Genomic DNA, 18,423 nt, shown 5'->3' on the forward strand with positions numbered 1-18,423 from the left:
ACACTAGTCCTCTTTTTTCAGTTGATTGAGTTTTGCTTCTAACTTCTTTATTAAAACTGGATCAGCTTGGTCTAGTTCATCTAACATGTGATTCACAACGAGATCACCAAATTCCCCCATCAGTTCCTGTGTCATTTTCTTTGTTTGATTTGATAAAAAAGACTCTTTTGTTTGTGCAGCACGATATACACCGCTTCTTTTTACCGTTTGTTTTTGCAAGTGTCCTTTTTCTACTAAGCGATTCATTACAGTCATTACTGTATTAAAATTCACAGGAGAATCTTCACTTAGTTTTTGCTGAACTTCTTTGATCGTAATATCCGGGGTATTCCAAATAATCTCCATAATCTTCGCTTCAAGCGGTCCAAAGAAATGGTTTAATCCTTGCTCATTTAATTTATAGTTTTGGGTAAACATACCATGTCTCCTTTCACACTACGAATTGTAGTACAAAATTAACGAAAGGTCAAATATAGATTTACTAAAATATAACGTACATCCTTTCTCTTTATTCATACATGCTTTTTCATTTTCATCTTTTGTTACAGAAGGAAAGAAACTTCTCTACATCGAAACTTTATCAATAACAAAAATCTATTAGGTGGTGATTCATTATGAAATTAGCTGTAATTGGTGGGGGTTACTTTGAACAAATAGATCATTTCCATATAAATCAACGACTTATAGAGTTAACTGGGAAACAATCTCCAAGAGTATTGTTTATCCCAACGGCAAGCAATGATGATGAAGGTTATATAAACGACTTTAGAGAAACATTTGAAAAGCAGTTCCAATGTGATGTTCACATTCTACGCTGTATAAAAGAAAGTCCTAACGAAGATAAAATAAGTGAAATGATTCATTTCGCTGATTTTATCTATCTAGGCGGAGGAAACTATATTAATATGCTTGAAAAATGGAAGGAAAACAAAATAGATGAAAAGTTAATAGCAGCACTGCACAATGAAACATTCATTGCAGGATATAGCGCTGGTGCTATGTGCTGGTTTACAACCGGACTCCGTTCTAATTATAAAGGAGATGGTTATATGGAAATCGATGGCTGGAATAAAATAACCAAACATTTCTGCCCTCATTACAATCAACCGGATAGAGCAACCGCTTTTCATTTATTCTTACAAAATCATGCACGGAATATAGAAGGAATCGCTTTGGAGGATAACTGTGCTTTATATATAACCGAAAATTCCTTTGAGATTATCGGAGATCCAGAGAAAGCTTGGGAATTCTATATGCATGATGGAACACTCATGAGACACCACTTTGATGTAACGTTAAAAAGTTATTTATGAGTACTCAAATAAAAGTGCCCCTAAACTAGAAAGCTCAGGGACACTTTTATTTATTTTCTATTTAACTCACAAGTCTTGTAATCCGTTTCTTCTGCCATGAAAATTTATAGTACGCGTATTGTAAAATTAAACTTACAATAAAGGCTGCTGGATATCCAATCCATATCCCTTCTATACCAAGATCCGTATGGTATGATAAGAAATAAGCAACCGGTACTTCCACAAGCCAAATCGATACAACACCGATAATAGTTGGCCATAGTACGGTTCCGCTCGCCCGCATCGTCGCACCAATAATTTGTGCATGACCGAAAATTAAATAACTCCAAAGCGTAATCATAACTAAACTATGCGCAATTTCAATTGTATCTGGATTTGTTAGGAACAGTGATAAAATCTCTCTTGAGAACATGTAAATTAGTGCGATTAATACGCCACCGATAATATAGTTCAGCACAATCCCAGCTCGAACGACTTTCTGTAATCGATCGAATTGATTCGCACCAATGGATTGTGCAGCAAAAATAGATACAGTAATCCCAAGGCTAACTGCTGGCATTTGTACATAACTTGCTACTTGGTTCACGACTCCATAGGCTGCGGTCGCATCAGAACCGAAGCGATTTACAAATGCAATTACTGCAATTTCAGATAGCGAAACTAAAATCATATTGATACTTGCAGGAATACCAAGTCGTAGTAATAACTTTAATAATTCCCAATCCATACGAAGGTATTTTTGCACTGTTTCATCCAATTTCAATGGATGATTTTTCTTCTTTAAATAAATAAGCATGACAACAAATGTTATAATTGTTGATATAACAGAGGCATAAGCAGCGCCATAAACATCAAGCTTCGGCATTCCGAGCCAGCCAAAAATAAGAATAGGTAATAGTATCATGTTCAATACTGTACTAACTATTAAAAAGTAAAATGGCGTTTTAGAATCTCCTGTACCTCGCATAAATGTTGTATATGCAAAATATAAGAATAAAACTGGCATGGAAATAAATAAAATACGTGCATAATGTACACTCATATCAATAATATTTTCCGGTGTCCCCATAAAACGCATAATATCCATGGCGAATACACTTCCTACTATTGCCAAAACAACTCCTATGATAAACGTAAATGTAAGTGTTGTACCAACAATAGCCTTTAAACGCTCCTCATTACGCGCTCCAAAAGCCTGACCAATTAAAATAGAACTACCAGATCCAATTCCAATTACAAACGAAACAAGTAAGAAAAACAATGGAAAGAATGCTGAAATAGCAGCTAAATCTTGTTCTCCAAGCCAACGACCTACGACTACCATCCCAAATAATTGTCCTACTGATTGTAAGACATTACTTAACAGTAACGGAACTAAAAACATGGACATTGATTTCCATATCGGTTTCTCTTCCTTATGTTGATTTTGTGATTCTGCACCTTCTTGACTATGATCTGCCTGTGATTTCAAATTTCATTTCTCCTTTATTAAGAGAATGCTCGGTTATATCCGTTCTCTCCATATGGCTGTAATTCTCTCAGCCACTTCTCTTCTAATTTTTCCAATTCTTCCTTAACATTAAAAATACCCAGTTTCTTTCTTCTTCAAGACTTCTAATACTTCAAACTCAAAGGCATCTGCACCATACTGCTTCCAGTCATCTTGTAATGCTCTATTTGTATGAGAACCTACATTGAGTTCAAAACTTCTCCCGCTCATTATCTTCAAATTCTTTGTATTTGTAATACGATAAACCCCAGCCTCAATCTCTGTTTCTTTGTATAGTTGCTTTAATTCTGCTCTCCTATTCATTTCTCATTCTCCTTCCCTCTTACCTTTTTCTTATAACTTAACCCAATATTGACTTCCATCAGCTGTTCGATCTAGAAAACCATACTCAATTAAATATCTTCTTAAAGTTACAAAATCTGAATACACATTTTCTAAAATTTCATTCACTTCTTTTTCTGAATACTTCTTACTATTATCAAATTTTTTCACTAAATGTTTTAATATAATCAGTTTACGTTTTTGTTTCTTTGGAAATTTAACAAGTGGTCCATCTAACCCCTCTGTAAAATGCAACTTCAGCACTTCATCATTTTCCTCTTCCGTAATGTTATATCTGTCGTCCACCATTGTAGCTGTTCTGTGAATTGGCAAAAATTTAGGCTGCGTTTTCGATTTTTCTTCTGATAGTTCCATCAGTGCTAAAAACACCTTAGCCTGTTTCATCTTTTCTCGTAATGTAAAACGATGATTGCGAATTGTTGATGTACTTCCTCCATCCATTTCTTTCACAATTTCTTTGTCATTTAAGCCCATATAAAAAAACTGAACCATCTTCTTTTGTAAATCCGTTAAACCTGTAAATTTCTTATCAAGATTTAATAAATATTCAAACATAGACGTATGTTCATTCTCTATATGAAGCTGAACAAATTTCTCTGCTTCATATAAAACATTTTGGTTTTGATAAATAACCCCTTTTATAAACTTCTCTCCACAAGCTAAACAGATGTATTCTTCTGTATCTTCTTCAAAGATATACCCCTTCTTCAATTCTTCAATAGATGCATCCCAAAACTTCTCTGAAATATCACTCATACTAAACAATCCTCCAAATGGTTTATTATTAATACAAACAAATCACGATATCGTTTATCCACCTCATCATATTATCACAAATTAAACAAACATTTCAACATTACGTTTACTTATTTTATAAACAAATTTTAAAACGTTTGTATATAATGTATAAAAGGAACTTTATAATGAATAAAAACAATGGATTACTGTCTCACTACAACATCTATCAAGGTCTTACTGCTCGCAAATACTTGAATAAACACAACCTCTAATCCCGCATAAAAAAGAAAAACATAGACAAATCCAAAAATAATTCATTATAATCCAAACAATAATCAATTTCATTTACATAAAATATCATTATTCATTCATAAATACTATACACCTCTAAAAAATTGAGATTTGATTTTGACAACCATCATATTTATACTTCGCACTGTTATAGGGATAATCAATGATAAAACGTATATTCTCTTCGCTAAGGCGTGTACCAAACTATATTTAATGGAGGGCTAAAGATGAAAAAAGCACTTTACATCAACGTTGGTGGAGAAGGACACGTAAACCCAACACTTGGATTAGTAAGTGATTTAATAAAACAAGGAGAACATATTGTCTATTATTCATCCAATCATTTTGAAGAAAAAATCAAAAAAGTCGGTGCCCAGTTTCGCCCTGTTAATCAAGAGGCACAAAAAAAGCTTGCAGAAAGCATGGATCTTATGGCTTCCCAGCCTCAAGAATATTTATTGCAATTTCTAAGTGCAATGGAATCAATCACCGACTCTATTCTAGAAGACATTTCCAACGAAACGTATGATTATCTCATATACGATGCACAGTCTTTACCTGGCAAATGGATTGCTAACCAAAACAAATTATTATCTATTGCAACATGGACCACTTTTGCATATTCACAAGATGCAAAAATAAATATGTCCCTAACAGGAATAGATAATATGGAACAAAAACAAGAACGTTTGGCCATGTTAAATGCATTTTTACAATTAGAAGAAATCGCTAAACGTAAACAATATTTAGAAAATAAATATAAACTTCCATTATCTTACAATTTCTTACTTTGCCCTGGTTCAGGAGATTTAAATATCGTCTTCACTTCTTCCTATTTCCAAAGAAATAGCAGCGTTTTTCAGAAGGACTATATTTTTGTTGGTCCTTCCATTACAAAAAATGAAATTGCAAACGATTTTCCAATGAATCTATTAAATAAAACACGTGTAATTTACATTTCTCTGGGAACGATAATGAACAATCAGCCAGACTTCTATCAAAAGTGCTTTACCGCTTTAAAAGATTTAAGAGTTAAAGTGGTGCTAAACATAGGCAAACAATTAAAGGCAGAGCAGCTAAAGGATATACCTGATAACTTTATTGTACGTAACTACGTTCCTCAATTAGATATACTTCGTCAAACTGATCTCTTTATTAGCCATTGCGGAATGAACAGTACCAATGAATCGCTTTATTTTGAAGTACCCTTAGTTATGCTTCCTATCATAAATGACCAGCATACGATTGCTGAACGAGTAAAAGAACTTGGTGCAGGAACGATGTTAAATATTCAACAACTATCAGTGGAGGATATCAAAGAGGCTGTTAATGAAATGTTAAGAAACCCCATTTACAAAAAGAATACCAAAAAAATTAGTCAATCATTTCGTAACGCGGGTGGTTATGCTAGAGCTGCTAATGAAATTTTCAAATTTACTCGTTCATAAAAACTATGAAAGCTCCATGTTTTCACTAATATGGAGCTTTTTATAACACATAAGCGTTATCGTGTGAAACTAATTATTAAATTTACTTTGATCTTGCCCCCATTTCCCTTCTTTCAATAAGTTTAAGAATTGCAAATCCTACTATGATGGAAGATAAAAAACGAAGAGTAGAAGAGTAATTATATGTAGACAATCTCAAAGAAGTGATACGTAGATACTGCTGTAGTTAGTATTACAATACTCGTCCAATTCGGTGAATCAGACATATAAAAGGATGTGAATATAATTCTGAATATCGATTGTAATGCGATAAAGTAAAACTTTAATTATTTGGGTTTTTCTTCATCCCCCACTTAACTTCTTTACTTTTGCTGAATTTTAAGGTGGAGGTCTTACTGCCCTAAAATAGCGGGATAAATGTGATAAGCACTGATAGTGTAGAAACAACACACTTACTTCATTATTCTCACCTCACGTTCATTTCCATTATTTCATCATACAAAAAGCCAAAATTCTCAATTTAGAATCTTGGCTCTCCATTATTCATTAAGATTATTCTTTCGGTGCAATCATTTTCTTCGGATCTACAATTTCATCAAATTGTTCTTCCGTTAATAGACCTGATTGTAATGCTGCTTCTTTTAACGTTAATCCCTCTTTATGAGCATGCTTCGCAATTTTCGCTGCATTTTCATAGCCAATATGTGGATTTAATGCTGTAACAAGCATTAAAGAACGATTTACATTCTGGTTAATCACTTCTTCATTCGCTTCAATACCGACCGCACATTTATCATTGAACGAAATTGTCGCATCGGCTAATAAACGAGCTGATTGTAAGAAATTATATGCAATTACCGGTTTAAATACGTTTAACTCAAAGTTACCTTGGCTCGCTGCAAAGCCAATCGTTGCATCATTTCCCATAACTTGCGCTGCCACCATTGTTAGTGCTTCACTTTGCGTTGGATTTACTTTACCCGGCATAATTGAACTTCCTGGCTCATTTGCAGGAATAATAATTTCACCAAGACCACTACGTGGACCACTTGCAAGCCAGCGTACATCATTTGCGATCTTCATTAAGTCAGCTGCTAATGCTTTTAATGCACCATGTGCAAACACAACTTCATCATGACTTGTTAATGCATGAAACTTATTTAGCGCTGATACAAATTGCTTACCTGTAAACTGGCTAATTTCCTCTGCTACCATCTCACCAAATTTAGGATGAGCATTAATGCCTGTCCCAACTGCAGTACCACCAATCGCAAGTTCCTTCATATATGTATTACTATCAGCAATCATACGCTCCGTTTTTTCTAGCATACGATGCCAACCACTAATTTCTTGCCCTAATGTTAAAGGTGTTGCATCTTGCAAATGCGTACGACCGATTTTAATAATACTTTGAAACTCATTTACTTTTTTCTCTAACGTTTCTTTTAATTTTATAATTGCTGGTAACACTTGATTCTCTACCGCGATCACGCAAGCAACGTGAAGAGCTGTTGGGAATGTATCATTTGAACTTTGAGACATATTGACATCATCGTTCGGATGAATATGTACATCAAGCCCTTTTTCTTTTAAAATTTGGTTCCCACGGTTTGCAATTACTTCATTCACATTCATATTCGATTGTGTACCGCTACCCGTTTGCCATACGACAAGTGGGAAATGTTCATTCCATTTTCCTGCTAAAATTTCATCAACTGCTTCTACGATTGCATGAGCCTTCTCTTCGGATAACTTTCCTAACTTCTGGTTGCTAATTGCTGCACTCTTCTTTAAAATTGCAAATGCTTGTACAATTTCAAGTGGCATATGCTCCGTCCCAATCGGAAAGTTTTCTTTACTACGTTGTGTTTGCGCTGCCCATAATTTATCAGCTGGAACTTTCATTTCTCCTAATGTATCTCTTTCAATTCTGTATTCCATGTTTTCATCCCCTTGAAAATATAATTGCTACTTTTTTATTGTAACAGACTTCCCTTCAAATGATAAGGATTCTCACTCTTATTTACTCATAATTCTATCTTTAAAAAATTATGTTTTAGATGGATCAGGTGATAAAAACCAATCGCAATTAATACGATATAAAAAATAGCTTTCCACGTAACTGATTGAGGGAAATCCTTATCAATGATTCCAATCATAGGATGTGCTAACGTTGAAATAATAAGCTTCACACCGACCCACCCAACAATCATAAACGCTGCAGTTTCAAGACCAGGCCTTGCGCGCAATAACCTTACAAAATAAGTAGCTGCAAACCTCATAATGACTAAACCAATCATTCCACCTGTTAAAATAACGAAAAACCTTCCTGCATCAAGGCCACCTATCATCCCTTTATTTAACGGGGTAATTGTCAATGTAAGAGCTACCGCAGCTAAAATAGAATCACTTGCAAACGCCATATCTGTAACTTCTACCTTTAGAACTGTTATCCAAAAACCACTTTTCTTTTTCGAATTATTTTTCTCAACCTTTTTCTCCTGTTCTCCATGTCCTTCTCTTTGCCACTTCTTTTTTCGGTATATTTTAACTAGGCTTCTAGCCGAAAGAAACAATAAATACACTGCACCAATTGCTTGCATCTGCCACACATTCACAAGAAATGAGATTAAAAACAATGATCCAAAACGAAAGAGAAACGCCCCAAATAATCCATAAAATAATGCCTTTTTCCTATCATCTTCAGGTAAGTGCTTAACCATAATAGCAAGTACAAGAGCGTTGTCCGCAGATAAAACACCTTCTAATGCGATCAAAATTAATATAACTCCCCCATACTCCAGCAATAATGATTCAGTCATAGCTCTCCTCCTATTTTTGATACTATATATTTTGCTTTCTGATAGGGGAAATATACGAATATCACTAGAAACGAAACAACCCGTAAGTTCACATTGAACTTACGGGTTGTTTTAATATTGAAAGAGATAATCCTAGTTATTATGACGCTTGTTTTCCTTTTTCAGCATCATCAACATACCAAATGAATTTCCCTGTATATCCGTATATAACTGCTAGTGCTAATGATACGAAGCTCATCCACATGAATGGAATATACGATAATGTTGCGACCCCTAATATACCAGCCATGAAAATCCCATTATCAGACCATGGAACCATACCTGAAGTTAGTGTTCCACCCACTTCTGAGTTACGCGCTAATACACGGCGATCTAGTTTTAATTTATCATAGCTGTCTTGCATAATTTTTGGAGTTAAAATAAGTGATACGTACATTGCACAGCCGAATACGTTTGCTAGGAAAGCAACGATTAATGTGGATAGCGTTACATTTCCTGCAGAGTTTAGTTTCTTCTCAAATTTTGATACGATTACTTTTAAAACACCTAGTTTTTCAAGTAATCCTCCGAAACCTAATCCAAAAATAATAACCGCTACTGAACCGAGCATACCATTAATTCCGCCTCGATTTAACAGCTTATCAATGAAATCGACACCTGATTTAATAGAAAATCCATTATATGCTGTTCCAATTGCATCTCCAAAGTGCATACCTTGGAACAAGGTTGCCCAAACTGCACCGAGAAGCGCCCCCATTGCAATTGTTGGCATGGATGGTTTTTTCATTGCTAATAGCGCAATAACAATAACCGCTGGAACAAGCATCCATATTTTAATATCAAATTCCTTTAATAATGCCTCTTTTAAAAATTCAACTTTGTTTAAATCAACGTTGTCCCCACCATACATCCAACCAGCAACTGTAAACATAATTCCAGTAATAATGTATGCTGGAACATCTAACACAAGCATCGCACGAACGTGTGCAATAACATCTACTTTTGCCATAGAAGCAGCAAGTACTGTACTATCAGAAAGCGGAGATAACTTGTCCCCAAAGTACGCCCCTGAAAGTACTGCTCCGGCAACTAATGGAAGTGGTAAACCAAGACCTTCACCGATTGCCATCATCGCAATACCAGCTGTACCAACTGTTCCCCACGATGTACCCGTTGCAAGAGAAGTAATCGAACAAATAATTAACGTTGCTAATAAGAATATACTCGGATGAATAAATTCTAATCCGTAATAGATTAATGTCGGTACAACGCCGCCAGCAATCCATGTTCCAATTAGTGCTCCTACAGCAACTAAAATAAGAACCGCTTCTAATCCGTTAGAAATTCCCTTTGTAATTGCATCTTGCAATTCTTGATAACGAAACCCTAGCCTTAGTCCAAGCGCAATTACTAAAAACCATGAAATAAATAGCGCTAATTGGATAGGCAAATTAAAGATCGTTTGAAAGGAAAAGACAATAGCAAGAAACAGTAATAAAAGAATAATGATTTCTGGAATCGATGGTAATCTTACACTTTTCATTTGCTTCTCTCCTTACAAGTCGATAACATGATATATGTCGCCTAATATGTACTTTTGTATACAAGGCACAAAGACAAACTATAATTTTCACATTATTCCGATTTGTTTTTTTTAGTATAATAAATATACACCTTTTCCATTGTAAAAGTAGCGCCGATATTTCGCAATGAAAATTATTAAAAAACCGTATTTTTATTTATATTTGCCTAAAAATGGCCTAAAAAGAAAAAAACCGTTGAACTACATTAGTCAACAGTTTTTCGCCTTCTATCATTTTACAATACAAACATCCCCTTACCCTTCCACCTTTATTCCTTAGCAGTATGAATAGCTATTGCAACATATCACTGCGGCAAAGCATCATACACATACGGATCTTTCGGCTGTTCCACTTTTTCTGCTTTATTTAGTTTTACAAGTGGAAATAGCGTCCCTTTATATGTCGTTTCATCTAGTGTCCCTGTTACTTTCACCCATGTTTCTTCCGGAAGACTTTTCACCTCTTCTCCTGAAACAATCATTCCCCAAACAGAAGCATCAGCAACACAACACGTAATTCCATAACGAGCGACTACTATTTGATCTCCCTTTACTTCTTTATCATGATAAACAAAACCCGTAAATGTGATTTCTTTCCCTTTAAATCCAAGCACATCTTGACCAATTACATTCATCGTTTGAATATAATTTTGATTATCTACTTGGATTGTATTTTGTTTCATCATATTTCTTTCTAATTCTCCCAGTGACTGCCCTGATGCAGGAAGATTTTGAATTGGTTCTTCTTCTTGATCAACTAATAGCTCCCTCCAATCAGAACTTTCGGGTTGTTTCTTCGCTCCTGCACTTTGATTCATGCCACGTTTTGCTGCTACACTACCATCAATTGTCACATTAGAAAATAAAAAGGCACTCACAATCGGAATGAGAAAAATTGCGTATAACATACAAATTCCAACTTTTGATTTTGGTACTGTATGATTTTCGCAGCAGTTACAGTTTCTTTTTTTCTCTTCATTCCCATTCCATACTTGTAAGCAGCCTAAAATGATCGAAAGAAAAAACGCGAAATAGATAAACTTTATCATTTTGGGTGCGATAAAATTATCAATATTTCCTGTTACTAGTAGTTTAAATAGAAGCATTGCAAACCCAAGTAAAATAATCCCTCGAATATATGCATGAAATTCTTGTTTCCTTTGCTTTTTCATGATCGCCATCTCCTAACTCATTGCAAACTGAACAACGATATATACACTAATCGTGACAATGCCAATAAAGAAGAAAACAAATCTTTTTTGAAAGTAAGCAAATAACATCAAAGTATTTTTCAAATCTAACATCGGTCCAAATACTAAAAAAGCAACGAGTGCTTTTACGGAAAATATATGACCGAATGAAGCTGCGATAAATGCATCCGCTTCTGAACAAAGCGATAGTACATAGCCAAAAGCCATCATGACAAAAGGTGAAATTACCTCGCTATTTGCAATTTCTACAAGCAAGTTACGATCTAAAAATGTTTGAAATAAACTTGCTAAGAACGCACCAATTAATAAATACTTTCCTGTATCAAAAAACTCATCCACTCCATGACTTATTACGTCTCGCCAACTTTTTTTCTTCTCATCATGAAGAATCACTTTTTGTTCTTTTAAAATACTTTTATTACGGTATACATAATGCACAACTAAGCCTATCAATAATGCAACAAATAATGCTAACCCAAAACGAGCATATACAACATTTGGATTCGTTCGAAATGCATAATACGTTGATAAAAACACAATTGGATTTAAAATCGGAGCACTTACTAAAATCACTATTCCTACATGCGAGGGTAAACCTTTCTGAATAAGCCGTCTTACTACCGGAATGATGACGCACTCACACATTGGAAAAAGGACACCAACAAATGCAGCAGGAACCATTGCAACAATTGCTGATTTTGGTAATATTTTTTGGATCATCTCCTCTGTCACAAATACTTGAATAACAGAAGAAACAAGAACTCCTAATAAAATAAAAGGTACTGCCTCAAAGAAAATACTTAAAAAAATTGTATTTACGTTCAACCATTCTTTTGGAATAGTCTTATGCAAATTTGCTAGGTTTGTGAAATCTACAAAAAAGAATAAAAAAAGAAAAATAGCAATGAGAATCGTACCAATTAACTCCTTTGATATTCTATTAAAAACCAAATTCCTCGCCTCCACTTTATTCATATTTAAACGTATGCTTGTCCTTTTTTTCTATGACAATTCCCAAACATTTTTCACATTTCATTTCTATTCACAAATCGTAATCATTATGATTTATTCTTGCATTTCTTTTTAAGGTCATTTATCATAAAACGTAATGATTACGATTTATGAGGAGGAATATATAATGAAAAAAGTACCCATTACCGTATTAAGTGGTTTTTTAGGTTCTGGTAAAACAACATTATTGAATCATATTTTGACAAATAGAGAGGGCTTAAAAGTAGCTGTCATTGTAAATGATATGAGCGAAGTAAATATTGACGCTGCTCTTGTGAAACAAGGAGGGTTTTCTCGTACAGAAGAAAAATTAGTAGAGATTCAAAACGGTTGCATTTGTTGCACACTTCGAGAAGATTTAATCATTGAAGTAAATCGTCTTGTTGAGGAAGGAGATATTGACTATATTGTGATTGAATCTTCTGGAATTAGTGAACCAATTCCTGTTGCACAAACATTTACGTATATAGACGAGGCACTAGGAATTGATTTAACAAACAAATGTCGTCTCGATACGATGGTTACTGTAGTCGATGCCAATCGATTTTGGGATGATTTTTCAGCTGGTGAAAGCTTACTAGATCGAAAGCAAGCAATTGATGAAACAGATACACGAGAAGTTATCGATCTACTAATAGATCAAATTGAGTTTGCAAATGTTATTCTTTTGAACAAAGTGGATTTACTAGAAAAAGAAGATATTCTCGAACTCCATCTTCTATTACAAAAATTAAATCCTAGTGCACAAATTATTGAATCTTCATTTAGCGCAGTACCACTAAATGAAATTTTAAATACGAATTTATTTAACTATGATGAAGCAAGTCAAGCAGCTGGTTGGATTCAAGAGTTAAATAATGATCACCATACGCCAGAAACAGAAGAATACGGCATTAGTTCCTTTGTTTATCGCCGTAAACGTCCATTTCATCCTGTTCGACTTATGAATTGGTTACAAAAGTGGCCTTTGGATGTTGTAAGAGCGAAAGGTTTTTTCTGGCTCGCATCTCGTAATCATATGATGGGACTTCTATCGCAAGCTGGTTCTTCGATTACCATCCAGGGAGCTGGTGAATGGATTGCAGCATTACCTGAAGCTGAGCAGCAGCAAATACTTATAGAAGAGCCAGGAATACTAAAAACTTGGGATGAGCAGTACGGAGATCGAATAACAGAACTAGTCTTTATTGGAGTTGAAATGAATCAATATGAAATGGAACGTTCTTTAGATACATGCTTATTAACCGAGGAAGAAATGAGACTGGATTGGGATGATTTTGTTGATCCGATCCCTCCCTTTACCGTGGCATCATAATGCAAAGCAAAAAAACAAGATGGTTTCCCTAAAAGGTTACCATCTTGTTTTCGTATATTCTTTAGAATTACTAGGCTTATTTATTACATTACTCCATATAACAAGTGCAATTGTACTTATAACAACAAAAATCCCATAACCAATTCCCGCAGCATCACCAATTATTTCTAATCCAAATGGTAACAGAGCGGTAGTAATTCCTATTACATAAGAAAAAATCCCTGCTATTTTTGCAAGCTTTTCTTTATCTCCTACGAATGTCTCCTCTTGATATCCCGCTATAAGAAATAACCTCTTTTTTATATGAATTTGATATCCCAGAATGATTATTAACATACCTACAAGAAAACAAATGATAAATCCGCCAATCATCAAATCCCACCTTTACAATATTTTACCATCATTATACCTATCACTTGCCTTTTGTTACCATCAAAAAATTCTGTTTATTTTTAATATTACTCGTGATATATTACATATTGTATTTGATATTTTAAATTTGATTTTCTTTTGGAAAGGAGGATCTTGCTATGGATTCAGGAAGATTGAAAGGCATTATTATGGTCATTACGGGGGCTAGTTTATGGGGATTGTCCGGAACTGCCGCACAACAACTTTTTCAACAAGAAAATGTCTCTACAGAATGGTTAGTTACAATCCGCTTACTTATATCCGGAAGTATTTTGCTCTTATTCTCCTCATTTGGTAGTAAAAAATCAGAAGTGCTCGGCATTTGGAAACAAAAAACCGATGCAAACAAAATGATTTTGTTTGGATTGTTAGGCATGCTCGCGGTGCAATACACCTATTTTGCATCTATTAAGGAAGGAAATGCTGCCGTTGCAACATTATTACAATATTTAGCGCCAATATTTATCACTGTTTATCTTATCTTTAAATGGAATATTCGTCCTACCAAAATCGATTTTATTTCTATCACACTCTCTTTAATTGGAACTTTCTTCTTACTAACGAATGGATCCATTGATAATTTAGCTGTTTCAACTCCAGCTATCATTTGGGGCATTTTATCTGGTCTGTCACTAGCATTCTATAGCCTTTATTCCAAGGAATTATTAGAGAAGTGGTCTTCATCTGTCATTGTTGGATGGGGCATGATTATTGGAGGCGTTGGTGTAACCATCTTACACTTTTTCTCCACGAACGAGTTTATCTTATTATCAGGCATGAAATATTTACAGCCTAACAATCTTTTTCTCATTACATTCGTTGTGATTTTCGGAACACTTATCGCGTTTTACTTATACTTAGATAGCATCCGCTACCTTACACCGAAAGAGACGACACTATTTGGTTGTACAGAACCACTTGCAGCTATCATTTCTTCGATTCTCATTTTGCATGTTCCGTTTCAATCATTTCAATTATTAGGCGCTCTTTGTGTTATTGTAATGGTACTTGTACTTAGTCAAAAGCCTGATGAAAGAAAACCGAAACTACGACTTGTCGAGACAAAAAAACAAAACATAAAATGAAAGGAACTGTCTAGTCATGCCTATTCCTCAAAACTATCGTAAACAAGAAAGAGTATCCGCTAAGTCACTTGTGTTAAATCAATTACAAGATTGGATTATTGAAGGTGTTTTAAAGCCTGATGAAAAAATTAATGACGGTGAGCTAGCCGAAGCTTTAGGTGTGAGTAGAACGCCCGTTAGAGAAGCGTTACAAGTGTTAGAACTCTCCCGATTGGTAGAAATGGTTCCAGGACAAAAAACAAAAATTGCCCCTATAAAACTAGAAGATGTATCTGTCATCTATGAAACAATTGCTGGTCTTCATACCATTATTGGAAAGCAAGCAATTCATCAAATAAACGAAACAGATCTAATGAAACTTTCCGAGATAAACGAAGCATTTGAAAATGCCATAAATGAAAAAAATTCAAAACAAGCTTTACATTTAGATATACAATTTCATAACACAATTGTAGCAATCGCTAAAAATACATACATCGAACCGTTCTTAGCAAACATTCAGCTACATGTATTACGTCTTGAATACCTTTTTTTCCAGAACTTCATTCCTGCACGTCAATCGATTGAAGAACACAATTTAATCATCGAAGCATTGAAAAAACAGGATACAGCACATATAGAACAAATCATGTCTCAAAACTGGTTACGGCCAATGAAAGAAATCCAAAAAATAATCTCTATGGAATAATGAAAAGAGCCGTTTATGTGTTCTCTCAACACAAACGGCTCTTTCTTTACAATTCTATATGACTATGCACGAATCTCGGCATATTTCTCAATGTCTCTATACTCTTTTTCTAGTTCCTCTAAGGAAAGCTCGTATAATTGTCGATCAAGAACTTTAAATACACCTGCCCCAATTAACTGATCAATTAGCTGCCTCTTACGATTTTCAACAGCAAAACGGAGTTGACTACTCATCTTTTTAAAACTCCTTTCTACAATAATTGAAAATGATAATCCTTATCAATTACCACTTTGATTATAAAAGATGATGTTTTAGAAGTAAAGTAATATGATGAAATATTTACCTTACAAACTGTTTGTGGCCACATTATATATATGTATGTTTCGTAAGATCGTTTATGCCACTTTTTATCATCTTTTTTCTTTCATACTTCGCAAAGTGGTCCTTTATGGATAGATGCTCCCTCTACTTCTATTTGTATCGTAACATGTTCTACATGAAAGCTTTCCTTCAATAAACGTGTCGCTTCTGCTAATACACCTTGTGTCTCCTCACCTTTTTCTATAACAAGATGACACGTTAAAACTTGAAAATCCGATGTAACTGACCATATGTGTAGATCATGTACCTCTTTAACCATTGCAATGTTTAATAGCGTATCTTTCACTTTTCCTACCTCTATATGCTGCGGTGTCCCTTCCATCAATATATGAACGGTATCACGTGTTACACGCTAACCACTTATAATAACTAATATGGAAACGAGGATACTAGCAATGGGAGATCAGCAGCCGTCCATCCAAAAAACTTAATGAGTAATGCAGCTATAATCGCTCCTACTGAACCTAGTAAATCACCTAATACATGTAAAAAGGCGCTTCGTACATTTAAATTTTCTTTCACATCTCCGCCCCGCGTTAAAATCCAAGCTGATATCATATTAATAAATAAACCAAGAACAGCGATGAGTAACATCCCATTACTAGCAATCTCTACTGGTTCTTGAAAACGGCGAATTGCTTCGATAAAAATGTATATCGAAATAACGATAAGAACGACACCATTACATAATGCGGCTAACATTTCAATTCGCTTATACCCGTACGTTTTTTCTAAAGTCGGCTTTTTTTCTCCAATTTTAAAGGCAAGCAAACTTAAAGCAAGAGATACTGCGTCACTTAGCATATGCCCAGCATCTGATAAAAGTGCTAAACTATTCGTTACAAATCCACCAATGACCTCGGCAATCATAAACCCCGTCGTTAATATGAATACTATCATTAATGCTTTTTTATTTTGTGAATGACCATGATGATGTGAATGTCCTATGTAGATCCCCTTCAAAAACAATATCTATATATTATCATGTGACAAGCCTTACTAATTTATCCAAGTCTATTCACTTATACCCCTATCTACGATCCACCCCTTCACTTATACCCCTATCGTTATTCCGGCTACTATTTCCTTTTTCTCAACCGAAAATAAGACTACTTCTTTTTCTTTCTCATATTATTTAATACTGTTAAGAAATGAAAAGGAGGATATAAAATTGAAGCGATTATTCCTTTGTATGGAACGTGAACTTCTTGTCGTGGAAGAAAGAAATGAAGAACTTCAAGTTCAATATCACTTACAAAATATGCAACCTACTTGTATTGCGGTTGACCCATTCCAACCAAATCGTATATATTGTGGAACATTTGGCCGGGGATTATGGCTAAGCGATGATAGAGGCGATTCTTGGCGACCAATTGGAGATTCTTATCGTTATTTTGACTTTCCGAAAGAAGATGGCATTTTACATTCTGCTATTACTTCTATCGCTATCAATCCCTTAAAACAAGTTAACGGTTACGGTGTTGTTTATGTAGGAACAGAACCTAGCGCTTTATTTTATTCCGAAAATGGTGGTGAAACATGGAGTGAATGTAAAAATATGAAATCATTGCTATCTTCATACACATGGGCATTTCCACCACGTCCATTTACACATCATGTGCGCTGGATTACAGTTGATCCAAATAAGCAAGATATGATCCATGTATCAATTGAAGCCGGAGCTGTTATCCAAAGTAAAGACAATGGCCAAACATGGGAGGATAAAAAATTCGGTGCTCCTATTGATGCTCACCAACTACTTATGCATCCACAGGCCCCTAATCGCCTTTATGCATCATGTGGCGATGGGTTTATGAGCGGACCTGAACGTGCATATCTTGAAAGTTATAATAGCGGAAACAGTTGGATTTCTTGTAGCGAGGGTTTAGAACATCACTATTTATATAGTATGGCCATCGATCCAGGTGATTGTGATACGATACTTGTCTCTGCTGCACCAAGTGCTGACCTAGCTCACCATCGTATACCTTATGAATCTTATATTTATCGAAAGACAAAAAACACTCCTTTCCAAAAAGTACAGCATGGGCTACCGTCAGCAATTGGCACTGTCATCTCTATGCTTGCAACAAACCCCGCAGAACCTCATACGTTTTATACTTTAAATAATAATGGTGTATTCCAATCTTTAGATAGCGGGCAAACTTGGGAGCAATTAAACATTCCATGGAAAGAAGAATATAAAACGCAGCACCCTCACGCCTTATTAGTTACAACTTCTTAATAAAAGAAAAAGGACTGCTTATTTACCAAG

16 protein-coding genes and 2 pseudogenes are annotated in these 18,423 nt (G+C 34.9%); 6 read left to right on the forward strand and 12 right to left on the reverse strand.

Translation table 11 applies throughout. From position 1 onward, the window contains the following. Positions 1 to 3: 3 nt before the first annotated feature. A complete protein-coding gene (locus HRG09_RS18110) occupies positions 4 to 417 on the reverse strand; it encodes a BlaI/MecI/CopY family transcriptional regulator (RefSeq protein ID WP_174102277.1) in 414 nt (137 codons plus the stop codon). Positions 418 to 614: 197 nt separating this feature from the next. Here HRG09_RS18110 and HRG09_RS18115 point away from each other — a divergent pair, with 197 nt between their 5' ends. Then, a complete protein-coding gene (locus HRG09_RS18115; protein ID WP_174102278.1) occupies positions 615 to 1,313 on the forward strand; it encodes a Type 1 glutamine amidotransferase-like domain-containing protein in 699 nt (232 codons plus the stop codon). 61 nt (positions 1,314 to 1,374) lie between these two features. Here the strand turns inward: HRG09_RS18115 and HRG09_RS18120 are convergent, their stop codons facing one another. From HRG09_RS18120 to HRG09_RS18130, 3 genes and pseudogenes are all read right to left on the reverse strand, one after another. Further along, positions 1,375 to 2,703 carry an MATE family efflux transporter gene (locus HRG09_RS18120; RefSeq protein ID WP_375335768.1) on the reverse strand — a complete coding sequence of 443 codons (1,329 nt, stop codon included), beginning with the start codon at positions 2,701 to 2,703 and terminating at the stop codon, positions 1,375 to 1,377. Between the two features lie 98 nt (positions 2,704 to 2,801). Continuing rightward, a pseudogene (locus HRG09_RS18125) lies at positions 2,802 to 3,126 on the reverse strand (GIY-YIG nuclease family protein). A gap of 30 nt (positions 3,127 to 3,156) precedes the next feature. Further along, entirely contained in the window at positions 3,157 to 3,921 is a 765-nt protein-coding gene (locus tag HRG09_RS18130) for a DUF2087 domain-containing protein (RefSeq protein ID WP_174102280.1), read from the reverse strand. Positions 3,922 to 4,421: 500 nt separating this feature from the next. On the opposite strand from HRG09_RS18130, the gene HRG09_RS18135 reads away from it, so the two are divergent. Beyond that, the gene (locus HRG09_RS18135; protein ID WP_174102281.1) at positions 4,422 to 5,642 is read left to right on the forward strand and encodes a macrolide family glycosyltransferase; all 1,221 of its coding nucleotides are present in this window, start codon (positions 4,422 to 4,424) and stop codon (positions 5,640 to 5,642) included. Between the two features lie 552 nt (positions 5,643 to 6,194). Here the strand turns inward: HRG09_RS18135 and fumC are convergent. From fumC to HRG09_RS18160, 5 genes are all read right to left on the reverse strand, one after another. Beyond that, positions 6,195 to 7,583: a class II fumarate hydratase gene (gene fumC, locus HRG09_RS18140; protein ID WP_174102282.1), complete on the reverse strand. Its 1,389-nt coding sequence runs from the start codon at positions 7,581 to 7,583 to the stop codon at positions 6,195 to 6,197. A gap of 86 nt (positions 7,584 to 7,669) precedes the next feature. Then, the gene (locus HRG09_RS18145) at positions 7,670 to 8,464 is read right to left on the reverse strand and encodes a TerC family protein (RefSeq protein ID WP_174102283.1); all 795 of its coding nucleotides are present in this window, start codon (positions 8,462 to 8,464) and stop codon (positions 7,670 to 7,672) included. Between the two features lie 139 nt (positions 8,465 to 8,603). Further along, positions 8,604 to 10,007 (reverse strand): Na+/H+ antiporter NhaC, encoded by a 1,404-nt coding sequence (gene nhaC, locus HRG09_RS18150; protein ID WP_174102284.1) that lies wholly within the window; start codon positions 10,005 to 10,007, stop codon positions 8,604 to 8,606. A 344-nt stretch (positions 10,008 to 10,351) separates the two neighbouring features. After that, positions 10,352 to 11,218, reverse strand: coding sequence for a TIGR03943 family putative permease subunit (locus tag HRG09_RS18155; protein ID WP_174102285.1), 867 nt, complete (start codon positions 11,216 to 11,218; stop codon positions 10,352 to 10,354). A gap of 12 nt (positions 11,219 to 11,230) precedes the next feature. Further along, on the reverse strand, positions 11,231 to 12,208 hold the full coding sequence (locus HRG09_RS18160) for a permease (RefSeq protein ID WP_174102286.1): 978 nt from the start codon (positions 12,206 to 12,208) through the stop codon (positions 11,231 to 11,233). A gap of 187 nt (positions 12,209 to 12,395) precedes the next feature. Here HRG09_RS18160 and HRG09_RS18165 point away from each other — a divergent pair, with 187 nt between their 5' ends. Continuing rightward, on the forward strand, positions 12,396 to 13,583 hold the full coding sequence (locus tag HRG09_RS18165; RefSeq protein WP_174102287.1) for a GTP-binding protein: 1,188 nt from the start codon (positions 12,396 to 12,398) through the stop codon (positions 13,581 to 13,583). Positions 13,584 to 13,619: 36 nt separating this feature from the next. Here HRG09_RS18165 and HRG09_RS18170 read toward each other — a convergent pair whose 3' ends face one another. Then, complete coding sequence (locus tag HRG09_RS18170) at positions 13,620 to 13,955, reverse strand: DUF3784 domain-containing protein (protein ID WP_174102288.1); 336 nt, start codon at positions 13,953 to 13,955, stop codon at positions 13,620 to 13,622. A 158-nt stretch (positions 13,956 to 14,113) separates the two neighbouring features. On the opposite strand from HRG09_RS18170, the gene HRG09_RS18175 reads away from it, so the two are divergent. Together HRG09_RS18175 and HRG09_RS18180 are read left to right on the forward strand one after the other, a co-directional pair. Continuing rightward, a complete protein-coding gene (locus HRG09_RS18175) occupies positions 14,114 to 15,079 on the forward strand; it encodes a DMT family transporter (RefSeq protein ID WP_174102289.1) in 966 nt (321 codons plus the stop codon). 16 nt (positions 15,080 to 15,095) lie between these two features. After that, positions 15,096 to 15,767, forward strand: a complete 672-nt coding sequence (locus tag HRG09_RS18180) for a GntR family transcriptional regulator (RefSeq protein ID WP_174102290.1) — start codon at positions 15,096 to 15,098, stop codon at positions 15,765 to 15,767. Positions 15,768 to 15,829: 62 nt separating this feature from the next. Here HRG09_RS18180 and fbpA read toward each other — a convergent pair whose 3' ends face one another. Together fbpA and HRG09_RS18190 are read right to left on the reverse strand one after the other, a co-directional pair. Beyond that, complete coding sequence (gene fbpA / locus HRG09_RS18185; RefSeq protein ID WP_098490503.1) at positions 15,830 to 16,000, reverse strand: Fur-regulated basic protein FbpA; 171 nt, start codon at positions 15,998 to 16,000, stop codon at positions 15,830 to 15,832. A gap of 191 nt (positions 16,001 to 16,191) precedes the next feature. Further along, positions 16,192 to 17,096 (reverse strand): annotated as a pseudogene (locus tag HRG09_RS18190) (cation diffusion facilitator family transporter). 223 nt (positions 17,097 to 17,319) lie between these two features. Between HRG09_RS18190 and HRG09_RS18195 the strand changes: the two are divergent. After that, entirely contained in the window at positions 17,320 to 18,393 is a 1,074-nt protein-coding gene (locus tag HRG09_RS18195) for a WD40/YVTN/BNR-like repeat-containing protein (RefSeq protein WP_174102291.1), read from the forward strand. The last annotated feature ends 30 nt before the right edge of the window (positions 18,394 to 18,423 follow it).

Origin of the sequence: Bacillus sp. Xin1 (genome assembly GCF_013314535.1) — a bacterium.
Classification (GTDB): domain Bacteria; phylum Bacillota; class Bacilli; order Bacillales; family Bacillaceae_G; genus Bacillus_A.